Raw genomic sequence first — 18,329 nt, 5'->3', positions numbered from 1 at the left:
TGACAAACTCCCCTGATCACATAATATTCGTGTTTTTAGATTGCCCCCGGAATCTCGGGTATTTCACTTTTTTTTGGTCTCTATTATCCACGCCCTCTCTATTTGCCAAGGTCTGAAAATGGCTTTGGCCGCTTTTCATATATAAAGGAGAAACAATGAAAGTTCTGATCAGTGACAACCTGTCGCCCATTGGTGTTCAGATTCTCGAGGATGCCGGGCTTGAGGTTGATGTGAAAACAGGCCTTTCCCCGGAAGAGCTTAAAGCCGTAATCCCCGAGTACGACGGCCTGGTTATCCGCAGCGCCTCCAAGGTTACCGAGGAGATCATCGATGCGGCGACCAACCTGAAGGTTGTCGGCCGGGCCGGTATCGGCCTTGATAATGTCAATATCCCCGCGGCAAGCAAGAAGGGGATCATCGTCATGAATGCCCCGGACGGCAACGCCACCACCGCGGCGGAGCACGCCATCGCCATGATGATGTCGCTGACCAGAAACATCCCCCAGGCCACCGCCTCCATGAAGGAAGGCAAGTGGGAGAAAAAGAAGTTCGGTGGCCGCGAGGTAACCGGCAAGACCGTGGGTATCGTCGGCATCGGCCGGATCGGCAGCATCTTTGCCGACCGAGCCCAGGGGCTGAAGATGAAGGTTATCGCTTTCGATCCCCACATGCCCAAGGAGTTGGTGGAGAAGATCGGCGTCGAGCTGGTGAGCCTGGAAGAGTTGTGCAAGCGGGCCGATTTTATCTCTGTCCATGTGCCGCTCACCAAGGAAACCAAGCACCTGCTTTCCACCGAGCAATTCAAGATGATGAAGAAAGAGTGCGTCTTCCTCGATTGTGCCCGTGGCGGCGTGGTGGATGAGGAGGCGTTGTACCATGCTCTGAAGGATGGAGAGATTCGCGGAGCCGGGCTGGATGTTTTCGAGGTGGAACCCACCACCAGGGAAAACTGCAAGCTGTTGAGCCTGGATAATTTCGTCTGCACCCCGCATCTGGGCGCTTCCACGGCGGAGGCCCAGGAGAATGTCGCCGTGGCCATCGCCGAACAGATGGCTGCGTATCTGTTGCGTGGCACCATCACCAATGCGGTGAACGTGCCTTCCGTAAGTGCCGAGGTTCTTTCCCAGGTCGGTCCCTATATCTCTTTGGCCGAGATGCTGGGCTCTTTCCACATGCAGATCGCCAAGGGCGGGGTGGAAGAGGTCACCATCGAATACTGCGGCGATCTTTCCGAGATGATCACCAGCCCGATTACCGTTGCCTTTCTGAAGGGATTGTTTACCCCGATTTTGAAAGATGCGGTCAATTACGTGAACGCTCCCATCATTGCCCAGGAACGGGGCATCCGGGTGGTTGAAGCAAAAACCAGCAAGAGCGATGATTTTCTCAATCTGGTGAACATTCGGGTGAAAACCACCGAGGGCGAAAATGTCCTCGCCGGTACGGTGTTCGGCAAGAATGAGCCCCGCTTGGTGCGCCTCAACGGCTTCCGCATGGAAGCGTTGCCCGCCGGCCCCATGCTCTTTGTCCAGAACAACGATGTCCCCGGGGTGATCGGCCTGCTCGGCACCACCCTCGGCAACGACGGGGTGAACATCGCCCGGATGACCGTGGGCAAGCAGCGGGAAGGGAATTTGAATCTCAACGTGATCCTGCTCAATACCGACGGCTTGGTGCCCAAGCCTCTGCTGGAGAAGGTCCGTGCTCTGCCGAACATCAACGAAGCGATGGTTCTTGAGTTGCCCGAGTTGGTGAGCGCCTAGCGTTTTTTGTTTTCTCCTTCTGCCCATTGGGACAGCCCATGACCGAAAATGAGAAAAACGAAAAAAAGTGCCCCGAGGGGTATGTTCGGCAAGGGTGCAACTGCGTGCTGCCGGAGGTAACCTTTACCACCCTGGTCATGTCGTTGAACAGCTCGGCGCTCTATCATATGGGAGAGATCCAGGATCCGGAAACCGGGCAGGCCGGCAACGATCTTGCCCTGGCCAAGCACACCATCAGCACCTTGCAGTTGCTGAAGGACCGGACCAGGGGCAACTTGACCGACAAGGAGGAAGAGCTCCTCGGTCATGTGCTTGCCGATTTGAAGCTGCGGTATGTGAAGGCCAGCAGCTGATTTTTGATCTACGCCAATAGTTACGATCGCCTGATTTTAAGAAACTGAAATCAGGCGATTTTTTTTATGATCCCGGGGCAGGGTGCGGAGCATTTGCTGAAGAGGGAGAATGGGTGCGCAATGGAACTGGTTTGTGAGGCTCCGGCAAAAATAAATCTCTATCTTGCCATCAAGGGCAAGCGGGCGGATGGGTTCCACGAGCTGGAGACCAGGATGCTCAAAATCACCCTGGCCGATCGTCTGCATCTGGCAAAGCGGGATTCCGGCATCACCCTGGAATGTCCGGGAAGCGACCTGCCCACCGGGGAAGGCAATCTGGTGTATCGGGCGGCGAAAAGTTTTTTTGCTGCCTTGGGTACAGGCGGCGGGGTGCATATCGTCCTGGAAAAAAAGGTCCCCATTGCCGCGGGGCTGGGTGGGGGAAGCAGTGATGCCGCTGCGGTATTGCGGGGATTGAACACCCTGTATGGCGTTCCCTTCTCCTTCGAGGAGCTTGTTGCTCTGGCGCACCCTTTGGGCGCCGATGTTCCTTTTTTTGTCCATGATTGCAGTGTTGCCTGGGCCACCGGTATCGGCGATGCGATTCAGGCCGAAGATATTTCCCCTGCCGAGTGGATTGTTTTGGTAAACCCTGGATTTGCCGTGTCCACCCAGTGGGTGTATGAGAATTTTACATTGACAACAGGTGGCAATCCATATATCTTAGGCCGCGACTTCGTGCATGGTAATGTTGCATGTGCCGGGCCGGGGAATCTTCCTTTATATAACGAGTTAGAGGCCATGACCATCGGGAAATATCCGGAGCTCGGCCGCATAAAAGATGCGCTTCTGGCTGATGGTGCCCACGGGGCATTGATGTCCGGCAGCGGCCCCACAGTGTTTGGTCTTTTTGACAACGAGGCGCAAGCGCGGAAAAGCGTTGCTCGATTTGCAGAACGTTTCGGCCGGAATGTCTTTCTTGCACAACCACTGAGCACACAGGCAAAGCTTTAAGACGTTGGGGCGTCGTCAAGCGGTAAGACATCAGCCTTTGACGCTGACATTCGCAGGTTCGAATCCTGCCGCCCCAGCCATTTTTATTTCCTCTGGCGCGCATGGCTGGAGTAGGCAATTCGCAGCGGCGGAAATACGATAACCCGAACTTCAGGCAACAGAATGAAAGATATGAAGGTCTTTGCCGGTAACGCCAACCCAGCCTTGGCTGGGGATATATGTAACTATCTCGGGGTGCCCCTGTCCAAGGCGGAAGTTCGCCGGTTCAGCGATGGGGAAATCTTTGTCGAGATCGGCGAAAACGTTCGCGGCCGGGATGTCTTTATTATCCAGCCGACCTGCCCGCCCGTGAATGACCATCTCATGGAGCTGGTCATCATGGTCGACGCCATGCGGCGCGCTTCCGCCCGCAGGATCACCGCGGTTCTTCCCTATTATGGCTATGCCAGGCAGGACCGTAAGGTTGCTCCCAGGGTGCCCATTACCGCCAAGGTCGTGGCTGAGATGATGATGGTCGTAGGGGTACGGCGGGTTCTGACCATGGACCTCCATGCCGGCCAGATTCAGGGATTTTTTAATATCCCGGTGGACAACCTCTTTGCCGCCCCGGTCTTGCTTGACTACATCTCGCAAAAAATGAAGAATGATGTGGTGATGGTTTCTCCCGATGCCGGCGGGGTTGAGCGGACCAGGGCCTTTGCCAAACGTCTCAATGCCAGTCTGGCGATCGTGGACAAGCGTCGTGAGCGGGCCAACGAATGCAAGGCGATGAACGTCATCGGCGATGTTGCCGGGAAAACCGCGATCCTGCTTGACGATATGGTGGATACCGCCGGGACTCTGTGCGCCGGGGCCGATGCTCTCATCGACGCGGGAGCCAAGGATGTGTACGCCTGTTGCTCCCACGGGGTACTTTCCGGGCCGGCTATCGAGCGGCTGGAAAAATCGAAGATCAAAAGCCTGATCATCACCGACAGTATTCCTCTCAGCGAGGCTGCGCGGAATTGTAAGAAGATCAAGGTGCTTTCCGTCTGCCAGCTGTTGGGCGAGGCGGTAAAGCGTATTCATAGTGAGGATTCTGTCAGTTCATTATTCGTGTAGTGAGTAAGACAGAGATATCTATACAACCGGAGGCCACTGCTTAAGTGGCCATTGCTGGTTTTTTGTTATGAGAATCGGTAAATGAGGAGGTCAGTTCCATGTTACAAATCGATATGACGGCGCGGGTCCGGAAAACTGTTGGTAAAGGTGCGGCAAGAACAATGCGTAGGGCTGGGAACACCCCTGCTGTTATTTATGGTCCACTGGGAGCGCCTGTTTCCCTGGAATGCAATACCAAGGATCTCACCCAGGGTTTGCTCTCCATCCACAGAAAGAATGCCTTCATCAATCTGGAGATTGATGAAGACGGCAAGAAAATCACCAAGCACGTTATTACCCGGGAGATCCAGACGGATCCGATCCAGGACAACGTTTTGCATGCCGATTTTTATGAGGTTTCCATGGATGCGCCCATGGAATTTAAGGTGCCGCTCAAATATCTCGGTAAGGCCAAGGGTGTTGATCTGGGCGGCGACATGACCATCCTCAAGAACAAGATCACTGTTTCCGGTAAACTTCTGGATATCCCCGATCTGATCGAGGTTGATGTTACCCCTCTGGGGCGGGGTGCTGCCCTGACCTGCAAGGAACTCGGTCTCTCCTCCGGCGTGACTCTTGTGACTGCCCCTGATGCTGTTTGCGTTTCTATCTCCGCCGCGGCAGAGTAAAACGTTTGGGATAGCATCGTTTCAATAGAGTGTGGTGAAAGCCGAAAAGAGGTGCTTCCTTTTTTCGGCTTTTTTTATTGTCCGGTGGGGTTCCGGGTATTTTCTTATCGAGTGCGAGCAGAGAGGGACATATCGTGTACGTCGTGGTTGGCTTGGGAAATCCCGGTAAAGAGTATGCTGCTACCCGGCATAATATCGGTTTTATTTTTCTCGATTATCTGGCGGAAAAATACCGGTTTACTTTCAAGGGAACCAAATGGCAGGCGGATGCGGCGAAGGATCTTTCCTGGGGGTATCCGGTCCTTTTTCTCAAGCCGCAGACCTATATGAACAGAAGCGGCGTTGCCGTACGAGCGGTTGCCGATTTTTATCAGATCGAACCCAGTAAGATCATCGTGGTCCACGATGATCTTGATCTGCCCCTGGGGCGGACCAAGATCATGCTCAACCGGGGCGCGGGCGGCCATAACGGGATCCGTTCCTTGATCGAGCATCTCGGCGGGAATGATTTCGTCCGAGTGCGGGTTGGCATCGGCCGGCCGGATAATGCAGCGAAGGTGAGCGATTTTGTTCTTTCCCGTTTCGGGCAGGAGGATGCGGAGATGGTGCGCGAAGAGCTGGAGCGCATCGAGAGCGGAGTGCGCTTGATCATGGAAGAAGGGGTCTCGGTTGCCATGAACCGGATTAATTCCGAGCCAGTGTAGTATAAGCCTTTGTAATTCCATGTTTTTTAAAGTTTGAATTGATAATTCTGAGATCTGTGGTATAGTGCCCCCTAATCTTCATTTCTCCGTCGATGTTGGAGTGCTTCCTTGTAGAAAAAGGAACAGGGTGTTCCACTGTTGGCGAAAGGGAGGCGCGTGTGTTTAACGTTGGTGATATGGCAGTGTATCCGGCCCATGGTGTTGGCAAAATCGAATCCATCGAGCAACGGCAGGTCGGAGACAAGAAGCAATCCTTTTATGTGATGAAGATTCTTGATTCAAGCATGGTTATCATGATTCCCACAGTCAGTTGCCAGAATGTGGGGCTGAGAAATATCATCAGCTCCTCGGATGTGAGCAAGGTTTACGATATCTTGAATGAAAAGGATGTTGCAATCGTCTCCCAACCTTGGAACCAGCGGTACCGGGAGTACATGGAAAAGATCAAGACCGGTTCGGTATACGAAATCGCCGCGGTGTTGCGAGATCTTTTTCTCTTGCGCGTCGATAAGGATCTTTCTTTTGGCGAACGTAAGATGATGGATACCGCCAAGAGCCTTTTGATAAAAGAGATCGCTCTTGCCAACGAATGCAACGAAACCGAAACAGATGTGGAAAAGAATATCGAGCAGATTTTTTCCTGATCCCGCTCCTCTGGTCGATGGTGGTTGCTTTTAAATTGTTCCGGACATTCTCACCTGTGCTATCATTCGGTAGCACAGGTGTTTTTTTTGATACTGAATTTCCCCCCGCCCTAAGTTCTCTGACCGCACCTTTTCCCTTTGAGCGCCTATGAGTATGAATAGTATTTTTACCGTCGAAAGGGGAGGGCAGCGCCTTGATCAGTATCTGGCCAGCCAACTTGAGCCTGAAGGACTGACCCGCTCCCGGATCCAGCAACTTATCCGAACCGGCATGGTCTTGGTGAACGGAAGTTCCCTGAAGGCCAAGTATCTTCTCCAGGTCGGAGATAAGTTGACGGTCACCATTCCGCCGCAAATCCCCTCCGAGCTGGTTCCGGAACCGGTTGATTTTGTCACCCTGTATGAGGACGAGGATCTCATTGTTCTTGTGAAACCCCCCGGCGTCGTGGTGCATCCTGCCGCCGGTCACAGCTCGGCAACCTTGGTGCATGGCCTTCTCCATCATTGCGGCGGCTTATCCGGGATTAATGGGGAGCTGCGGCCCGGGATCGTGCATCGTCTTGATAAAGACACCTCCGGGGTCATGGTGGTTGCCAAAAGCGATTTTGCCCACCAGGCTCTGGCCAGCCAGTTTAAGGAACGCGAGGTGAAAAAGGTTTACCAGGCTCTGGTCGAGGGCAGCCCGACCGCCCAATCCGGCAGGGTTGATCTGCCCATTGGCCGTCATCCGGTGCATCGCAAAAAAATGGCGATTCGCGAAGATGGCCGGGAGGCCGTGACCAACTGGCGGGTGCTGGAGCGGTTTTCCCTGGGGCTGACCCTTCTTGAGCTTGGCCTGGAAACGGGGCGGACCCATCAAATCCGGGTGCACATGGCTGCTCTCTCCTATCCTGTTGCTGGTGATCCCGTGTATGGCCGAAAAAATTCCCTCTATCCGGAAATGGCCATAACCCGTCAATGTTTGCACGCGCATACCCTGGCTTTTTCCCATCCCAGGAGCGGGGAGAAATTGCAGTTTGTCGCGCCCCTCTGGGGGGATATGCTGTATACTCTTGAGTTGTTGCGGCAGGCGGCGAACGCTTAAGAAGCGTGCCGGTGGAAGGTGTCGCGTTTGCCTGCAGGATGATGATGGTATTGTGCGTTTAGGTGCAGATTCTTTTTGGGGGGAGTGACCGTGGGGCAGCAGTTACATGCATCGGTGGTTGCCGTCACCGGCGGCATGGGTTCCGGCAAGAGTTCCGTCTCGGCCTATCTCTGTGAGATTGGCGGGGCCCAGGGACTCAACGCCGATACCATTTGCCGGCAACTGCTCGAACCGGAGGCTTCCGGCTGGCTGGCGGTGCGCCAAGCGTTCGGCGGAAGATTTTTTTTGCCGGACCATTCCATTGACCGACCCCTCTTGCGGCAGGTGCTCTTTGCGGACCAGGAATTTCGTCGGGAACTCAACGCGCTTCTCCATCCCCTGGTGCGCAAGGTGATAAGCGGCTGTATCGCAGCGGAGCTGGAGCGAAACCCGCCGGCCCGGCCGAGGTTTGTGGTTGAGGTGCCCCTTTTGTATGAGGCGCACTGGGAACACGATTTTTCCCCGGTGGTGGTGACTTATGCCGATGCAACAACCTGTTTACGCAGAATCATGCAGCGGGACCGGATCAACGAGGCGGAGGCCGAAAAGGGTCTGGCGGCCCAGATGCCCCTGCCGCATAAGGCCCTTCTTGCCGATCACGTTATCGATAACAGTGGCCCCTGGTCCGATACCTGCCTGCAAATTCTGCATCTGCGTGAGCTGCTTTGGTAGTTCTTCTTGGGGTTGTTCTCCCCAATGCTTGAAAATAAAAAAACATGGATTCCAACCGTGGCCCAAGAAATTTTGGCAAGGACAGCCTCTGCCCTGTGGTTCCACCCTGCCTGAATACGGGGCTGGAAGGGTTGAGTAGAAAAATGTTTAAGTACTTAATTAAAGGTTGTAATATTGTGCGACAACAAACCGCATGGGATTTGTTGGCAGAGCATGCTAGAGAACAAAAGCGTAATGGAGCGCACATTTTTTGTATAAGACAAACTTACAGCATCCAGTAGGAAAATTGATGGCGCAAGAGGAGGCATTCCCGGAGATAGATGCAGTCCAAGGACAACGGGCGGGAATGGCCTTCCTTGCCGGGAGCCGCTTTTCCGAAACCTTTCTTGATTGCGCCAATGATCTGATTCAGAGCATCGACCGGGGCGGAAGGTTTCTCTACGTTAACAAGAAGTGGCGGGAAACTCTGGGCTATGACGCCAGCGAGGTTGCCGCCCTTACTATCTTCGATGTCCTTGATCCGGCTTGCCGGGAGCAATGCGCCACCCTGTTTCGTGATATCGCGGCCGGCAAGATTTTGCATTCGTACGAGGTGGTCTTTGTCGCCAAAGACGGCCGTAAGATTCCGGTGGAAGGCAGGATCAGCACCGATTTCAGAGACGGTGAACTGTTCGCCACCAGGGGGATCTTCCGTGACATCAGTCGGCGGAAAGAGGCGGAAGATCTCTTGCGGGATCAGAAGCTGCTTACGGAAAAGTTGATTCGTTACTCAGCAGTGCCAATCTTCGTGCTGGACCCGCAGCACCGGGTCACCGATTGGAATCGTGCCTGTGAGTTGCTCACCGGGATTTCCGCCACAGAGATGGTGGGAACCTCGAATCACTGGCAGGGCTTTTATACTGAAAAACGCCCCTGCCTGGCCGATCTCGTGATTGATCCCGTTTCACCCAACGCTCATGCCAGCCTGTATACCGCAGCGCAAAACTCCGAGTTGCAGGAGGAGGGCCTCCATGCCGAGGGATGGCTGGATGCGGTGCGCGGTGAGCGCCGTTATATCTCCAGCGATGCCGTGCCGATCTATAACCGAAATAGGGAACTTGTTGCGGTCATCCAGACGCTACATGACCTTACCGAGCGTAAAAAGATGGAAGAGGAACTTCTCCGTCTCGCCACCATCGACACCCTGACCGGGATATACAACCGTGGCAAGGTCGAGGATGCGCTGCGCCAGGAAATGGCCAGGGCTGCCAGGTATGAAAGTCCCTTGGCCATTCTTCTTTTCGATCTCGATGAATTCAAGAAGGTCAACGATACCCACGGGCACTCCATCGGCGATCTGGTCTTGAAAGCGGTCGCCACTTCGGTGGGAAAGCAGCTCCGGAAAACGGATATGCTGGGTCGTTGGGGCGGGGAGGAGTTCATGGTACTCTGCCCCGGCATTATGGCGGAGGATGCCGTTGCCATTGCCGAGAAGTTGCGGCAACAGATTGAGGGGCTGCCTTTTGGGGTTACCATCAGTTGCGGACTTGCCGGATATCGGCCGGGGGATACTCTGGATGCGCTGATAAACCGGGCGGACAAAGCTTTGTATGGAGCCAAGTATGCCGGGCGCAACCGGGTGCGCTTAACGGTCTAAGCCGAGACTCAACGGATTTCGTCGCTGTCCACATAGGCATAGGCACTGTGCTTGTGGATGGATTCAAAACTCTCCACGCTTACGGAAAACCAGGTGATGGCCGGATGGGCCATGGCCTGTTCCGCCACCTTGCGCACCGCGTCTTCGACAAACATCGGGTTGTTGTAGGCCTTTTCCGTCACATACTTCTCATCCGGTCGTTTCAGCAGGGAATACACCTCGCAGGACCCGCCCGCCTCGGCCATGACGATGAGCTCTTCCATCCAGATAAAGCCTGAGTATTTGACGGTGAGGTTCACCTCGCCCCGCTGGTTGTGGGCGCCGCACTCGCTGATCTCTCTGGAGCAGGGACATAAGGTGGTCACCGGCACCCAGACCGAGAGGACGAAGTCTTCATCCTTGCCGATGCCGCCGGTGAAGCGGCAGGTATATTCCATGAGGCCTGCGGTGCCGGTGGTCGGCGCCTTTTTTTCCAGAAAATAGGGGAAGGTCATTTCCACATGGGCCGATTCAGCCCGCAACTCTTCCTTCACCTCGGCCAAAAGGTTCCTGAAGATCCGGTTGCTCATCTCATCCTGGTAGGTGTTCAAAACCTTGATGAAGGTGGAAACGCAGGATTCCCGGTACTGGCGCGGCAGGCTAACCTGGAGGCTGATGCTGGCCACGGTCTCCTGCATGCCTCCGGATTTTTCGCGCACCCGCACCGGATACCTGATATCTTTTATGCCGACGGTATTGAGCTTCATGGTGGGAAGATATATACACTATTTACATCCCTGCGGAAAGCGGTAAACGGGGTTAAGGGATCCCCTTTGATGGCACTTGGCCCTGGGATGTGAACTGTGCTAGGCTGGAAAGAGAGCGGGAGGAGGCACCAAGAACAATGAGTGAGGAGAGTCAGGTCCGCCTCGATAAATGGCTGTGGGCCGCCCGTTTTTTCAAGACCCGCGCCTTAGCCTCCCAGGCCGTGGCCGGGGGCAAGGTTCAGGTGGGGGGCTTGCGGGTAAAGCCTTCCCGTTTGCTGGCGGTGGGCGATGCTGTGCGGATCCAGAAGGATCAGGACGAATTCGCCATAGTTGTCCGGGCGCTCAGCAGCCAGCGGCGGGGTGCCCCGGAGGCACAACTGCTCTACGAGGAGACCCCGGAGAGCATTGCGGCCCGCGCCCAGGCCAGGGAGGCGCAACGTCTGTTGCGCGTGGTTGGCGCGGCTCCGCCGGGTCGGCCTGGCAAGCGGGATAGGCGCTTGATCAGGAGGTTTATCAAAAAAGAGCAGTAGGGGGAAGGCGCAGGATTTTGCCGGAGAAGAGCACGGAGGCTTTTTTGTCTCCGGCTATCTGTTTGCTTTGCGTCTGGGCCTCTTTACGTTACAGTGTTTTTTCTAAGGTTGCGGTAGAGAACGAAATTTTTTGAGATGATATCCAGGATTCAGGAGGAAGGCATGAAAAAGATAGAAAGAGCGCTGATCAGTCTCACGGATAAATCCGGGATCGAGGGATTTGCCCGCGAACTGGAGCAGCTTGGGATCGAGATCCTCTCCACCGGCGGCACCGCCAAGAAGATGCGGGACAACGGCATCAAGGTGAAGGACGTTTCCGAATTCACCGGCTTTCCTGAGATGCTCGACGGCCGGGTCAAGACCCTGCACCCCAAGGTACACGGCGGCATTCTCGCCCAGAAGTCCAATCCCGACCATCTGCGCCAGATGCAGGAGCATGGCTTGCAGGCCATCGATCTGGTGGCGGTGAATCTTTACGCCTTTGAGAAAACCGTGGCTAACCCAGACTGTACCCTGGGGGATGCCATTGAAAACATCGATATCGGCGGGCCCACCATGCTGCGCTCCAGTGCCAAGAATTTTCAGGATGTCACGGTGATCGTTGATCCGGCTGATTACCCGCAGGTGCTGGCCGAGATCAAGGCCACCGGCAACACCACCCTCAAGACCCGTTTCCGCCTGGCGGTAAAGGTCTTTGCCCTGACCAGCACCTATGACACCACCATCGTCAAATGGCTGAAGAGCGTGGATGTCGACAGCAATCCTTATTTCAAGTAGGTGGCAGCAATGAAGATGGCGGTATTGCTCTCCGGCTCCGGCAGGACCCTCGACAATTTTCACGAACGGATTGCGGCCGGGACCATGCAGGGAAGTATTGAGGTGGTGCTCTCCAACCTGCCGGATGCCCTCGGCTTGGACAAGGCGAGAAAATATGGCTACCCGGCCTTCCACGCCAAGGACAATGCTGCCATCAACGCTATTCTTGAGCAGTACGGGATCGAGCTGGTGCTGCTGGCCGGGTATCTGAAGCTCTATGCACCCCCGCCCCGTCTGCGGCGGGCGGTACTCAACATCCACCCTTCTTTGATCCCGTCCTTTTGCGGGGCGGGGATGTATGGCATGCGGGTGCATCGGGCCGCAAAGGCGCGGGGGGTGAAGGTCAGCGGTTGTACGGTGCACTTTGCCAACGAGGTGTATGACGAGGGGCCGATTGTGGTCCAGCGGTGTGTGCCGCTTGAAGAGAGCGACACCCCTGACGATATCGCCCATAAGGTTTTTGCCGCAGAATGCGAGGCCTATCCCGAGGCGATCAACACGGTGGTGGCCCGGGGTATCGATTCGTTCTGGCCGTAACCCGGCAGTGGTTGTTCCTAAATCCTGGAGGAAAAAAGATGGAAAAACGGATCATGACGGCGGAGGATATAGACCGGTCCTTGCACCGGATTGCCCTGCAGATCGTGGAAAACAACCACGGCGTTGCCAATCTGGCCATAATCGGCATCCATACCGGCGGAGTCTTTCTCGCCGATAGGATCCAGAAGTTGATTCAGGACCGGGAGAAGATCGAGTTGCCCACCGGCACCCTGGATATCACGCTCTATCGGGATGACTGGAGCCTGGCCAGCCAGAATCCCATTGTCAAGAAAACCAGCATATCCTTTCCCATGGAGGAGATGGTGGTTGTTCTGGTCGATGATGTCATCTTCACCGGCCGCACCATTCGGGCCGCCATGGATGCCCTGATGGATATCGGTCGGCCGCTTCGCATCCAGTTGGCCGTCTTGGTTGATCGGGGCGGGCGGGAGTTGCCGATCCAGCCCGACTATGTGGGGATGGACATCCCGGTCAAGGTTGATGAGCATATTCATGTGCGGTTGGCTGAAAAAAGCGGAGCCGATGAAATCGTGCTGGTTGACCGGAATTAGTTTTTTGTCTGTGCCGGTCCATGTGATAGGATATTTTCTGGAAGCAGAAAATATGCGGTAAGCGCTTGCAGTTCAGGGAGATCATGAGCCAAGAACCCCATTCATGCATGGATTTGCAGCAGATCAGGTCGCGGATCAGGGAAAAGAAGCGCAGCTACGCGAGCTATAATCTCAGCCCTGTCCAGAATGATCTCTTGCGTGCCTTTTTCGATCTTGCCCAGGAGTTTGACTCCAACGAGGATTTTTATCGGGTCTGCGTGGCAGCCCTCTCCGAGTTTCTCGGGTTGCACAGTCGGCTCTATCTTTTCGACAAGGGTCAGGAAAAGCTGCTGCTTGTCTGTGACAGCCGCAACGGGTTGCTGGCAAAACCGATTGCAGCCCCGGAGTATGTGCGGCTGACCTTTAAGAGCTACGAGAGCGAGCATTCCCTCCTGGTGCCGATTCATTGCAAGCCTTCCGCGCAAACGCAGTCCGAAGGGATGCTCCCGGTCAATATGCAGGTCATGGGGGTTTTTGAGGTCTATCCCCTGGGAAAAATTTCCCAGGCCGATCGTTTTTTTCTCCGCAAATATGTAAACCGCATCGGCTATAATCTGCACAACCGTCTTATCTCATACGATAATATCAGGCATCTGCAGTTCATCAACAACCTGGTGATGGACATCGAACACAATGTCATCACCCCCAACATGTATTTCAAACATCTCTTCAATCAGCTCAAGGCCCGCATCGGCGATATCGATGAATTGGAAAAACTCATTGCCGGGTTAAAGGCGGGCCAGGGTGTGCCCAGTGCCAGCTGTGAGCTGGTGATCAGCAAGGTGAGCACCCTGCACCGGAGCCTGCTGGAAAACCACCGAGAGTTGCTGGAGCACCATGCCAATTACAGCCTCTTTCTCGAGAGCCTGTTTCGGCGGGATCATTTTGCCCAGGGCCGTTTTGTCCTGCGCCCCCGCAAATGCTCCATCGATCGAGAGATTGTTTCCCCCCAGCTGGATCATTATTTGAGCAGATTCGGTGCCCGGGGGATTGTGGTGGAAAAGCCCGAGGATATGCAGGAGGAGGAACTCTTTCTCCGGGTGGATGTCGGCTTGCTTTCCCAGGTGTATGCCAATCTTTTTTCCAACGCGGTGAAGTATACCGGTGAGATTATGGGCCGCAACGGCAAGGTGAGGAAGGCGGTGGCCTATGGCCGCGAGCTGCTTGCCGATTATTTCGGCCCAGGCAAGGGGGCGGTCAAATTCAACGTCTTCACCACCGGGGAGCATCTTTCCCAGGGCGAGGCGAAAATGGTTTTTGCCGACGGGGTGCGGGGGGAAGGGGTTCAGGCTGAGCCCGGAACCGGGCACGGCCTCGCTTTTGTCAAGCAGGTGGTGGAGATCCATGGCGGGGTGGCAGGCTATGAAGCCACGGAAGAGGGGAATAATTTTTACTTCATCCTGCCCCTGCCCGATCCGGACGAAATCCCTGTTGACCAGGGATGACAGGGAATTGTTGAGGCATGTTCCCCTTAAAAGATGATGTTCCTTCTCGACATTTCCCGGTAGTCAATCTCTGGCTGATCATCGTTAATATTCTTTGCTTTGTCTACCAGCTGAGCCTCGGCCAGGAAATGGAAACCTTTATTGTCGCCCATGGTTTTGTCCCGGTCCGTTTTGCTGCCGAACAGGCGGGAAGCGTTATCTCTCTGAGCGGGTATACCCCGATATTCAGCGCCATGTTTCTCCATGGCAGTCTCTTCCATGTTTTTTCCAATCTCTGGATGCTGTGGATTTTTGGCGATAACGTGGAAGACCGGATGGGGCATGGCCGTTATCTGCTCTTTTATCTCCTCTGCGGGGTGGGTGCCACCCTTGCCCAGTTCTGGGCCAACCCCCACTCCCAGGTCCCGATGATCGGGGCGAGCGGCGCTATTTCCGGGGTGCTTGGCGCTTATTTTCTCCTCTATCCCCGCGCCCGGATCCTCACCTTTATCCCGATCTTCATTCTTTTTTATCTGGTGGAGATCCCGGCCTATTTTTTTATCGGCTTCTGGTTTCTCATGCAGTTTCTGCAAGGGGCTGCGCAGCAGATTGCGGTGGGTAAGGGGATCGAAGGCGGGGTTGCCTGGTGGGCCCATGTCGGCGGCTTTGTGGCCGGGGTGCTGCTGCTCTACTTTTTCAAACGAAGCTCTGGCGATAAATCAGGGCAGGTGTGGTTGTAGCACGGGTGGAGCAGCTTTTTTTTCTCAGGCCCCGCTCTTCTTATTCTCCACGTAATGGGCCGCGGCCAGGGCTGCGGTGCAGCCGTCCGCCGCGGCTGTGACGATCTGTTTGGCGTATTTTTCCTTGAGATCGCCCACTACGAAGATGCCCGGGGTGTTGGTTTCGCATTTCTCATCCGCAATCACATAGCCGTTGGCGTTCATCTTGGTGCCTGCCGGAACCAGTCCATTGTTCGGCTCAAAGCCGATAAAGACGAAGACCCCATCGGTGGCCAGGGCGGAGGTCGTGCCATCCATGGTATTCCGGGTGATTACCCCATTCACCCCCTGTGCATCCGCCTGGATCTCGGTCAGCACCGTGTTCCAGAGCACGGTGATCCGTTCTTCATGCAGCACCCTCTTTTGCAGGATCATGCCGGCCCGGAAGGCATCCCGCCGATGGGCGATGTACACCCGTTTGGCGAGCTTGGCCAGATAGAGGGATTCCTCCAGGGCGCTGTCGCCCCCGCCCACCACCACCACGGTTTTGTTTCGAAAAAAGAAGCCGTCGCACACGGCGCAGTAAGAAACCCCTCGGCCATAATTTTGGTCTTCCCCCGGAATTCCCAGTTTTTTCGGGCTGCCGCCGGTGGCAAGAATAACTGCGTGGCTTGTGAGTTTTTCTCCGTTATCCAAGAGGATCGTATGGTGGTTACGTCCCGGTTCAATCCCAACAACCTCACGGTTCAAAACCGCAAGATCATAGGCTGCGGCATGCTGGGAAAATTGGATGGCCAAGTCCGCGCCGCTGATCTTTTCGGTGCCGGGCCAGTTCTCCACCTCGTCGGTATTGTTCAACTGGCCGCCGGGGATACCTTTTTCAATGAGGACTGTTTTCAGGGCGGCCCGTTGCGCATAGATGCCTGCGGTATAGCCGCCTGGGCCACCGCCGATGATGATGAGGTCGTGGAGTGAGGAATCCGGCATGGTGTGTTCTCCTTGGGCTTGCGTCTGGGCAATGCCCGGTTATTTGGTGGTAAAGGTGAAGGCGCCGTCCCAATCTTCCGGTGGCGGGTTGGCCGCGAAGTGGCTGAGCCGGTCAAGGTAAAGCGCATAGAGTGGTGTGGGGTGCGCGTTGTTGAGGGCGAGGATGATTTCTGCCGCCTCCTGAAACTCGCGGTTTGCGTAATGGTGCAGCGCCGCGGCAAATAACTCTGTTTCCTTTTTCAGCTCCGGTTCCGGCTCGCCTTCGCAGAGGGGTTCGTAGATCCGCACCGGGATTTCTTTACCCTTGACCCGGACCAGATCGAGGAGCCGGCAGTAAAACCCTTCTCCCAGCGCAGTCTTGGTGTATTCCGAGATGGCGATGCTGGTGCCGTAGGTTTTGTTCGCCCCTTCCAGCCGGGAGGCAAGATTGACGTTGTCGCCCATGACCGTATAATCAAAGCGCTGGTCGCTGCCGAAGTTGCCCACGCTCATGACCCCGGTGTTGATCCCGATGCGGATAGCCACATCGGGGAGCCCCCGTTTCTGCCAGTCGGTTTGCAGGGTGTCAAGTTGGGCCATCATCCGGAAGGCCGCCCGCACACAGTTGGCGGCGTGGTCACTATCTTCAATGGGTGCGCCCCAAATGGCCATGATAGCGTCGCCGATGAATTTGTCAACGGTTCCCTTGTGCTCAAAAATGAGATGGCTCATGGCCGTGAGATACTCATTCATGAAGTGGCCAAGCTCTTCGGAGGTCATTTTTTCGGAGATGGAGGTGAAGCCCCGGATATCGCTAAACAGCACGGTCAGGTTTTTTTCCTCTCCTTGCAGGGAAAGTTTTTCCGGATGTTCCAGAAGCTGGTGCACGATCTGCGGGGAGACGTAGTGGCCAAAGGCCGAGCTGATGAACCGTTTTTTCTGGCCTTCGAAAAAGTAGTTGAACAGGGTGACCATCAGGAAAATGGCCAGGACGGTCAGGAGCGGATAGGAGAGGCCGAGGAGCTGGTTCTGACTGAAAAAGAAAAAATAGTTGCCGGTCAGGGCGGCCAAGAAGAGCAACAACCCGCCGAGGCCGCCGGCCAAGGGGGTGGCATAGGCGAGGAGCGCGCTTAAGCCCAGGCCGCCGATGAGGAGCAGGGCATAGGTGATGCCGATCTCGGTGAAGATGTCGTAGACAAACGGGTCGTGGCTCAGGATGTTGTCGATGATGGTGGCGTGCACTTCAACCCCCGGATAGATGTTGGAAAAGGGCGTGGCCCTGAGGTCAAGCAGTCCGGCGGCTGAGGTGCCGACGAGCACATATTTGCCCCGTACCCGTTCCAGGTTGGTGCCTGCCAGGATCTCTGCCGCGGAAAGATAGGGGTAGGTCTGGCCCGGGCCCCTGAAATTGATGGTGATCTGCCCCTGTTCATCGGTGGGGATAAAGGATGCGCCCAGCTCGATCCCGAGGATATCTCTGCCTCTTGTTTTATCCTGCCGTGAGATATGGATGGTTGCCTCCTGTTCCCCCAGGCCGATCCGCGCCACTTCCAGGGCAAGGGAGGGGTAGGGGACGCCATCCAGCATCATGAAGAGCGGCACCTTGCGCACCGTACCCGCAGAATCAGGGAACACATTGAAAAATCCCTCGCTCTCGCCTTGGGCCACGGAGATAACGTTGGTAATGGCCCGGTAGGCCCGGCGCAGGGAGATGTCCTCATACCGGGTGGTGCTGGGCACGAGGCGGGTGGTTGCGGAGGGAAAGGGGATATCTGCCTGGTTTTTCAACCCGTCGTTCTGGGTTTGAAAGACGTAGCCCAACACCGAGGGGGTTGCAGCCAACGCCTTGCCCAGAGCGAGATCGTGGTCCAGCGCCTCGCTGGCCTTCAACTCGTTCAGGGTTTCCTGGGGGAGTTGGGTCGGGAGCAGTTGCTGCATTTCCTCAATAAAGTTTTTGGGTGAGGTGCGGTCTGATTCGGCAAAAACGATATCCAAGCCAACGACCTTTGCCCCGCCCGCGCCGAGGTTGTGCACCATCTTCGCTACGATCTGTCGAGGCCATGGCCATTGGCCGATGGACCGCAGGCTCTTTTCGTCGATATCGACGATGACGATGGGTTGGGAAGGGGTAACCGTGCCCCGGTAACGGAACATGGTGTCGGTCAACCGGTTGTCGAGGGTTTGCAGGATCTCGGGTTTTTGCTGGCCAAAGGAAGCGAAAAGCAGGACGGCTGCCAGGGTTACCAGGCAGCCGACCTTGAAGGGGGAGAGGGTGAAAAATGCTTTGAGCCGGGCGGGGATCGTCATGTGTTGTCGGGGGCCA

General features: G+C 55.6%; 18 protein-coding genes, 1 tRNA gene and 1 pseudogene. 17 read left to right on the top strand and 3 right to left on the bottom strand.

Annotated features, from left to right (window positions below; genetic code table 11):
* The first annotated feature begins 155 nt into the window (after positions 1 to 155).
* From serA to OLX77_RS12220, 11 genes are all read left to right on the top strand, one after another.
* A complete protein-coding gene (serA, locus tag OLX77_RS12270) occupies positions 156 to 1,763 on the top strand; it encodes a phosphoglycerate dehydrogenase (RefSeq protein ID WP_307633899.1) in 1,608 nt (535 codons plus the stop codon).
* A gap of 38 nt (positions 1,764 to 1,801) precedes the next feature.
* Entirely contained in the window at positions 1,802 to 2,116 is a 315-nt protein-coding gene (locus OLX77_RS12265; protein WP_307633898.1) for a DUF1844 domain-containing protein, read from the top strand.
* A gap of 120 nt (positions 2,117 to 2,236) precedes the next feature.
* Positions 2,237 to 3,109: a 4-(cytidine 5'-diphospho)-2-C-methyl-D-erythritol kinase gene (gene ispE / locus OLX77_RS12260; protein ID WP_307633897.1), complete on the top strand. Its 873-nt coding sequence runs from the start codon at positions 2,237 to 2,239 to the stop codon at positions 3,107 to 3,109.
* A 5-nt stretch (positions 3,110 to 3,114) separates the two neighbouring features.
* Positions 3,115 to 3,189, top strand: a tRNA-Gln gene (locus OLX77_RS12255).
* Between the two features lie 82 nt (positions 3,190 to 3,271).
* Entirely contained in the window at positions 3,272 to 4,210 is a 939-nt protein-coding gene (locus tag OLX77_RS12250) for a ribose-phosphate pyrophosphokinase (protein ID WP_307633896.1), read from the top strand.
* A gap of 98 nt (positions 4,211 to 4,308) precedes the next feature.
* Positions 4,309 to 4,878, top strand: coding sequence for a 50S ribosomal protein L25 (locus OLX77_RS12245; RefSeq protein WP_307633895.1), 570 nt, complete (start codon positions 4,309 to 4,311; stop codon positions 4,876 to 4,878).
* Positions 4,879 to 5,012: 134 nt separating this feature from the next.
* On the top strand, positions 5,013 to 5,582 hold the full coding sequence (pth, locus tag OLX77_RS12240) for an aminoacyl-tRNA hydrolase (protein WP_307633894.1): 570 nt from the start codon (positions 5,013 to 5,015) through the stop codon (positions 5,580 to 5,582).
* A gap of 158 nt (positions 5,583 to 5,740) precedes the next feature.
* Positions 5,741 to 6,226 carry a CarD family transcriptional regulator gene (locus tag OLX77_RS12235; RefSeq protein WP_307633893.1) on the top strand — a complete coding sequence of 162 codons (486 nt, stop codon included), beginning with the start codon at positions 5,741 to 5,743 and terminating at the stop codon, positions 6,224 to 6,226.
* Between the two features lie 148 nt (positions 6,227 to 6,374).
* Positions 6,375 to 7,310 (top strand): RluA family pseudouridine synthase, encoded by a 936-nt coding sequence (locus tag OLX77_RS12230; RefSeq protein ID WP_307633892.1) that lies wholly within the window; start codon positions 6,375 to 6,377, stop codon positions 7,308 to 7,310.
* A 90-nt stretch (positions 7,311 to 7,400) separates the two neighbouring features.
* Positions 7,401 to 8,021, top strand: a complete 621-nt coding sequence (gene coaE / locus OLX77_RS12225) for a dephospho-CoA kinase (RefSeq protein ID WP_307633891.1) — start codon at positions 7,401 to 7,403, stop codon at positions 8,019 to 8,021.
* A gap of 289 nt (positions 8,022 to 8,310) precedes the next feature.
* Positions 8,311 to 9,657, top strand: a complete 1,347-nt coding sequence (locus tag OLX77_RS12220; RefSeq protein WP_307633890.1) for a sensor domain-containing diguanylate cyclase — start codon at positions 8,311 to 8,313, stop codon at positions 9,655 to 9,657.
* Between the two features lie 8 nt (positions 9,658 to 9,665).
* On the opposite strand, the gene folE2 is transcribed toward OLX77_RS12220, so the two are convergent.
* Positions 9,666 to 10,403: a GTP cyclohydrolase FolE2 gene (folE2, locus tag OLX77_RS12215; RefSeq protein ID WP_307633889.1), complete on the bottom strand. Its 738-nt coding sequence runs from the start codon at positions 10,401 to 10,403 to the stop codon at positions 9,666 to 9,668.
* 137 nt (positions 10,404 to 10,540) lie between these two features.
* Here folE2 and OLX77_RS12210 point away from each other — a divergent pair, with 137 nt between their 5' ends.
* The 6 genes and pseudogenes from OLX77_RS12210 (at position 10,541) to OLX77_RS12185 (ending at position 15,061) form a co-directional block, all read left to right on the top strand.
* Positions 10,541 to 10,933, top strand: coding sequence for an RNA-binding S4 domain-containing protein (locus tag OLX77_RS12210; protein WP_307633888.1), 393 nt, complete (start codon positions 10,541 to 10,543; stop codon positions 10,931 to 10,933).
* Between the two features lie 162 nt (positions 10,934 to 11,095).
* Positions 11,096 to 11,671 (top strand): annotated as a pseudogene (locus tag OLX77_RS12205) (IMP cyclohydrolase); the annotation flags it as partial.
* A gap of 48 nt (positions 11,672 to 11,719) precedes the next feature.
* A complete protein-coding gene (gene purN, locus OLX77_RS12200; protein ID WP_307633886.1) occupies positions 11,720 to 12,286 on the top strand; it encodes a phosphoribosylglycinamide formyltransferase in 567 nt (188 codons plus the stop codon).
* 38 nt (positions 12,287 to 12,324) lie between these two features.
* The gene (gene pyrR / locus OLX77_RS12195; protein ID WP_307633885.1) at positions 12,325 to 12,858 is read left to right on the top strand and encodes a bifunctional pyr operon transcriptional regulator/uracil phosphoribosyltransferase PyrR; all 534 of its coding nucleotides are present in this window, start codon (positions 12,325 to 12,327) and stop codon (positions 12,856 to 12,858) included.
* Positions 12,859 to 12,941: 83 nt separating this feature from the next.
* Complete coding sequence (locus tag OLX77_RS12190; RefSeq protein ID WP_307633884.1) at positions 12,942 to 14,342, top strand: sensor histidine kinase; 1,401 nt, start codon at positions 12,942 to 12,944, stop codon at positions 14,340 to 14,342.
* A 17-nt stretch (positions 14,343 to 14,359) separates the two neighbouring features.
* Complete coding sequence (locus OLX77_RS12185) at positions 14,360 to 15,061, top strand: rhomboid family intramembrane serine protease (protein ID WP_307633883.1); 702 nt, start codon at positions 14,360 to 14,362, stop codon at positions 15,059 to 15,061.
* Between the two features lie 24 nt (positions 15,062 to 15,085).
* On the opposite strand, the gene trxB is transcribed toward OLX77_RS12185, so the two are convergent.
* Both trxB and OLX77_RS12175 read right to left on the bottom strand, forming a co-directional pair.
* On the bottom strand, positions 15,086 to 16,027 hold the full coding sequence (gene trxB / locus OLX77_RS12180) for a thioredoxin-disulfide reductase (protein ID WP_307633882.1): 942 nt from the start codon (positions 16,025 to 16,027) through the stop codon (positions 15,086 to 15,088).
* A gap of 39 nt (positions 16,028 to 16,066) precedes the next feature.
* Complete coding sequence (locus tag OLX77_RS12175) at positions 16,067 to 18,313, bottom strand: CHASE2 domain-containing protein (RefSeq protein ID WP_307633881.1); 2,247 nt, start codon at positions 18,311 to 18,313, stop codon at positions 16,067 to 16,069.
* Positions 18,314 to 18,329: the final 16 nt, after the last annotated feature.

It is taken from the genome of Thiovibrio frasassiensis, from assembly GCF_029607905.1.
Taxonomy (GTDB): Bacteria; Desulfobacterota; Desulfobulbia; order Desulfobulbales; family Desulfurivibrionaceae; genus Thiovibrio; species Thiovibrio frasassiensis.
The sequence above is the reverse complement of the archived record's forward strand: the minus strand, read 5'-3'. Positions and strand labels throughout refer to the sequence as shown.

Bases quoted from the DNA above. Each gene is read 5' to 3' on its own strand.
- serA (WP_307633899.1), top strand. From the start codon at position 156: ATGAAAGTTCTGATCAGTGACAACCTGTCGCCCATTGGTGTTCAGATT.
- OLX77_RS12265 (WP_307633898.1), top strand. From the start codon at position 1,802: ATGACCGAAAATGAGAAAAACGAAAAAAAGTGCCCCGAGGGGTATGTT.
- ispE (WP_307633897.1), top strand. From the start codon at position 2,237: ATGGAACTGGTTTGTGAGGCTCCGGCAAAAATAAATCTCTATCTTGCC.
- OLX77_RS12250 (WP_307633896.1), top strand. From the start codon at position 3,272: ATGAAAGATATGAAGGTCTTTGCCGGTAACGCCAACCCAGCCTTGGCT.
- OLX77_RS12245 (WP_307633895.1), top strand. From the start codon at position 4,309: ATGTTACAAATCGATATGACGGCGCGGGTCCGGAAAACTGTTGGTAAA.
- OLX77_RS12230 (WP_307633892.1), top strand. From the start codon at position 6,375: ATGAGTATGAATAGTATTTTTACCGTCGAAAGGGGAGGGCAGCGCCTT.
- OLX77_RS12220 (WP_307633890.1), top strand. From the start codon at position 8,311: ATGGCGCAAGAGGAGGCATTCCCGGAGATAGATGCAGTCCAAGGACAA.
- folE2 (WP_307633889.1), bottom strand. From the start codon at position 10,403: ATGAAGCTCAATACCGTCGGCATAAAAGATATCAGGTATCCGGTGCGG.
- OLX77_RS12210 (WP_307633888.1), top strand. From the start codon at position 10,541: ATGAGTGAGGAGAGTCAGGTCCGCCTCGATAAATGGCTGTGGGCCGCC.
- purN (WP_307633886.1), top strand. From the start codon at position 11,720: ATGAAGATGGCGGTATTGCTCTCCGGCTCCGGCAGGACCCTCGACAAT.
- pyrR (WP_307633885.1), top strand. From the start codon at position 12,325: ATGGAAAAACGGATCATGACGGCGGAGGATATAGACCGGTCCTTGCAC.
- OLX77_RS12190 (WP_307633884.1), top strand. From the start codon at position 12,942: ATGAGCCAAGAACCCCATTCATGCATGGATTTGCAGCAGATCAGGTCG.
- OLX77_RS12185 (WP_307633883.1), top strand. From the start codon at position 14,360: ATGTTCCCCTTAAAAGATGATGTTCCTTCTCGACATTTCCCGGTAGTC.
- trxB (WP_307633882.1), bottom strand. From the start codon at position 16,027: ATGCCGGATTCCTCACTCCACGACCTCATCATCATCGGCGGTGGCCCA.
- OLX77_RS12175 (WP_307633881.1), bottom strand. From the start codon at position 18,313: ATGACGATCCCCGCCCGGCTCAAAGCATTTTTCACCCTCTCCCCCTTC.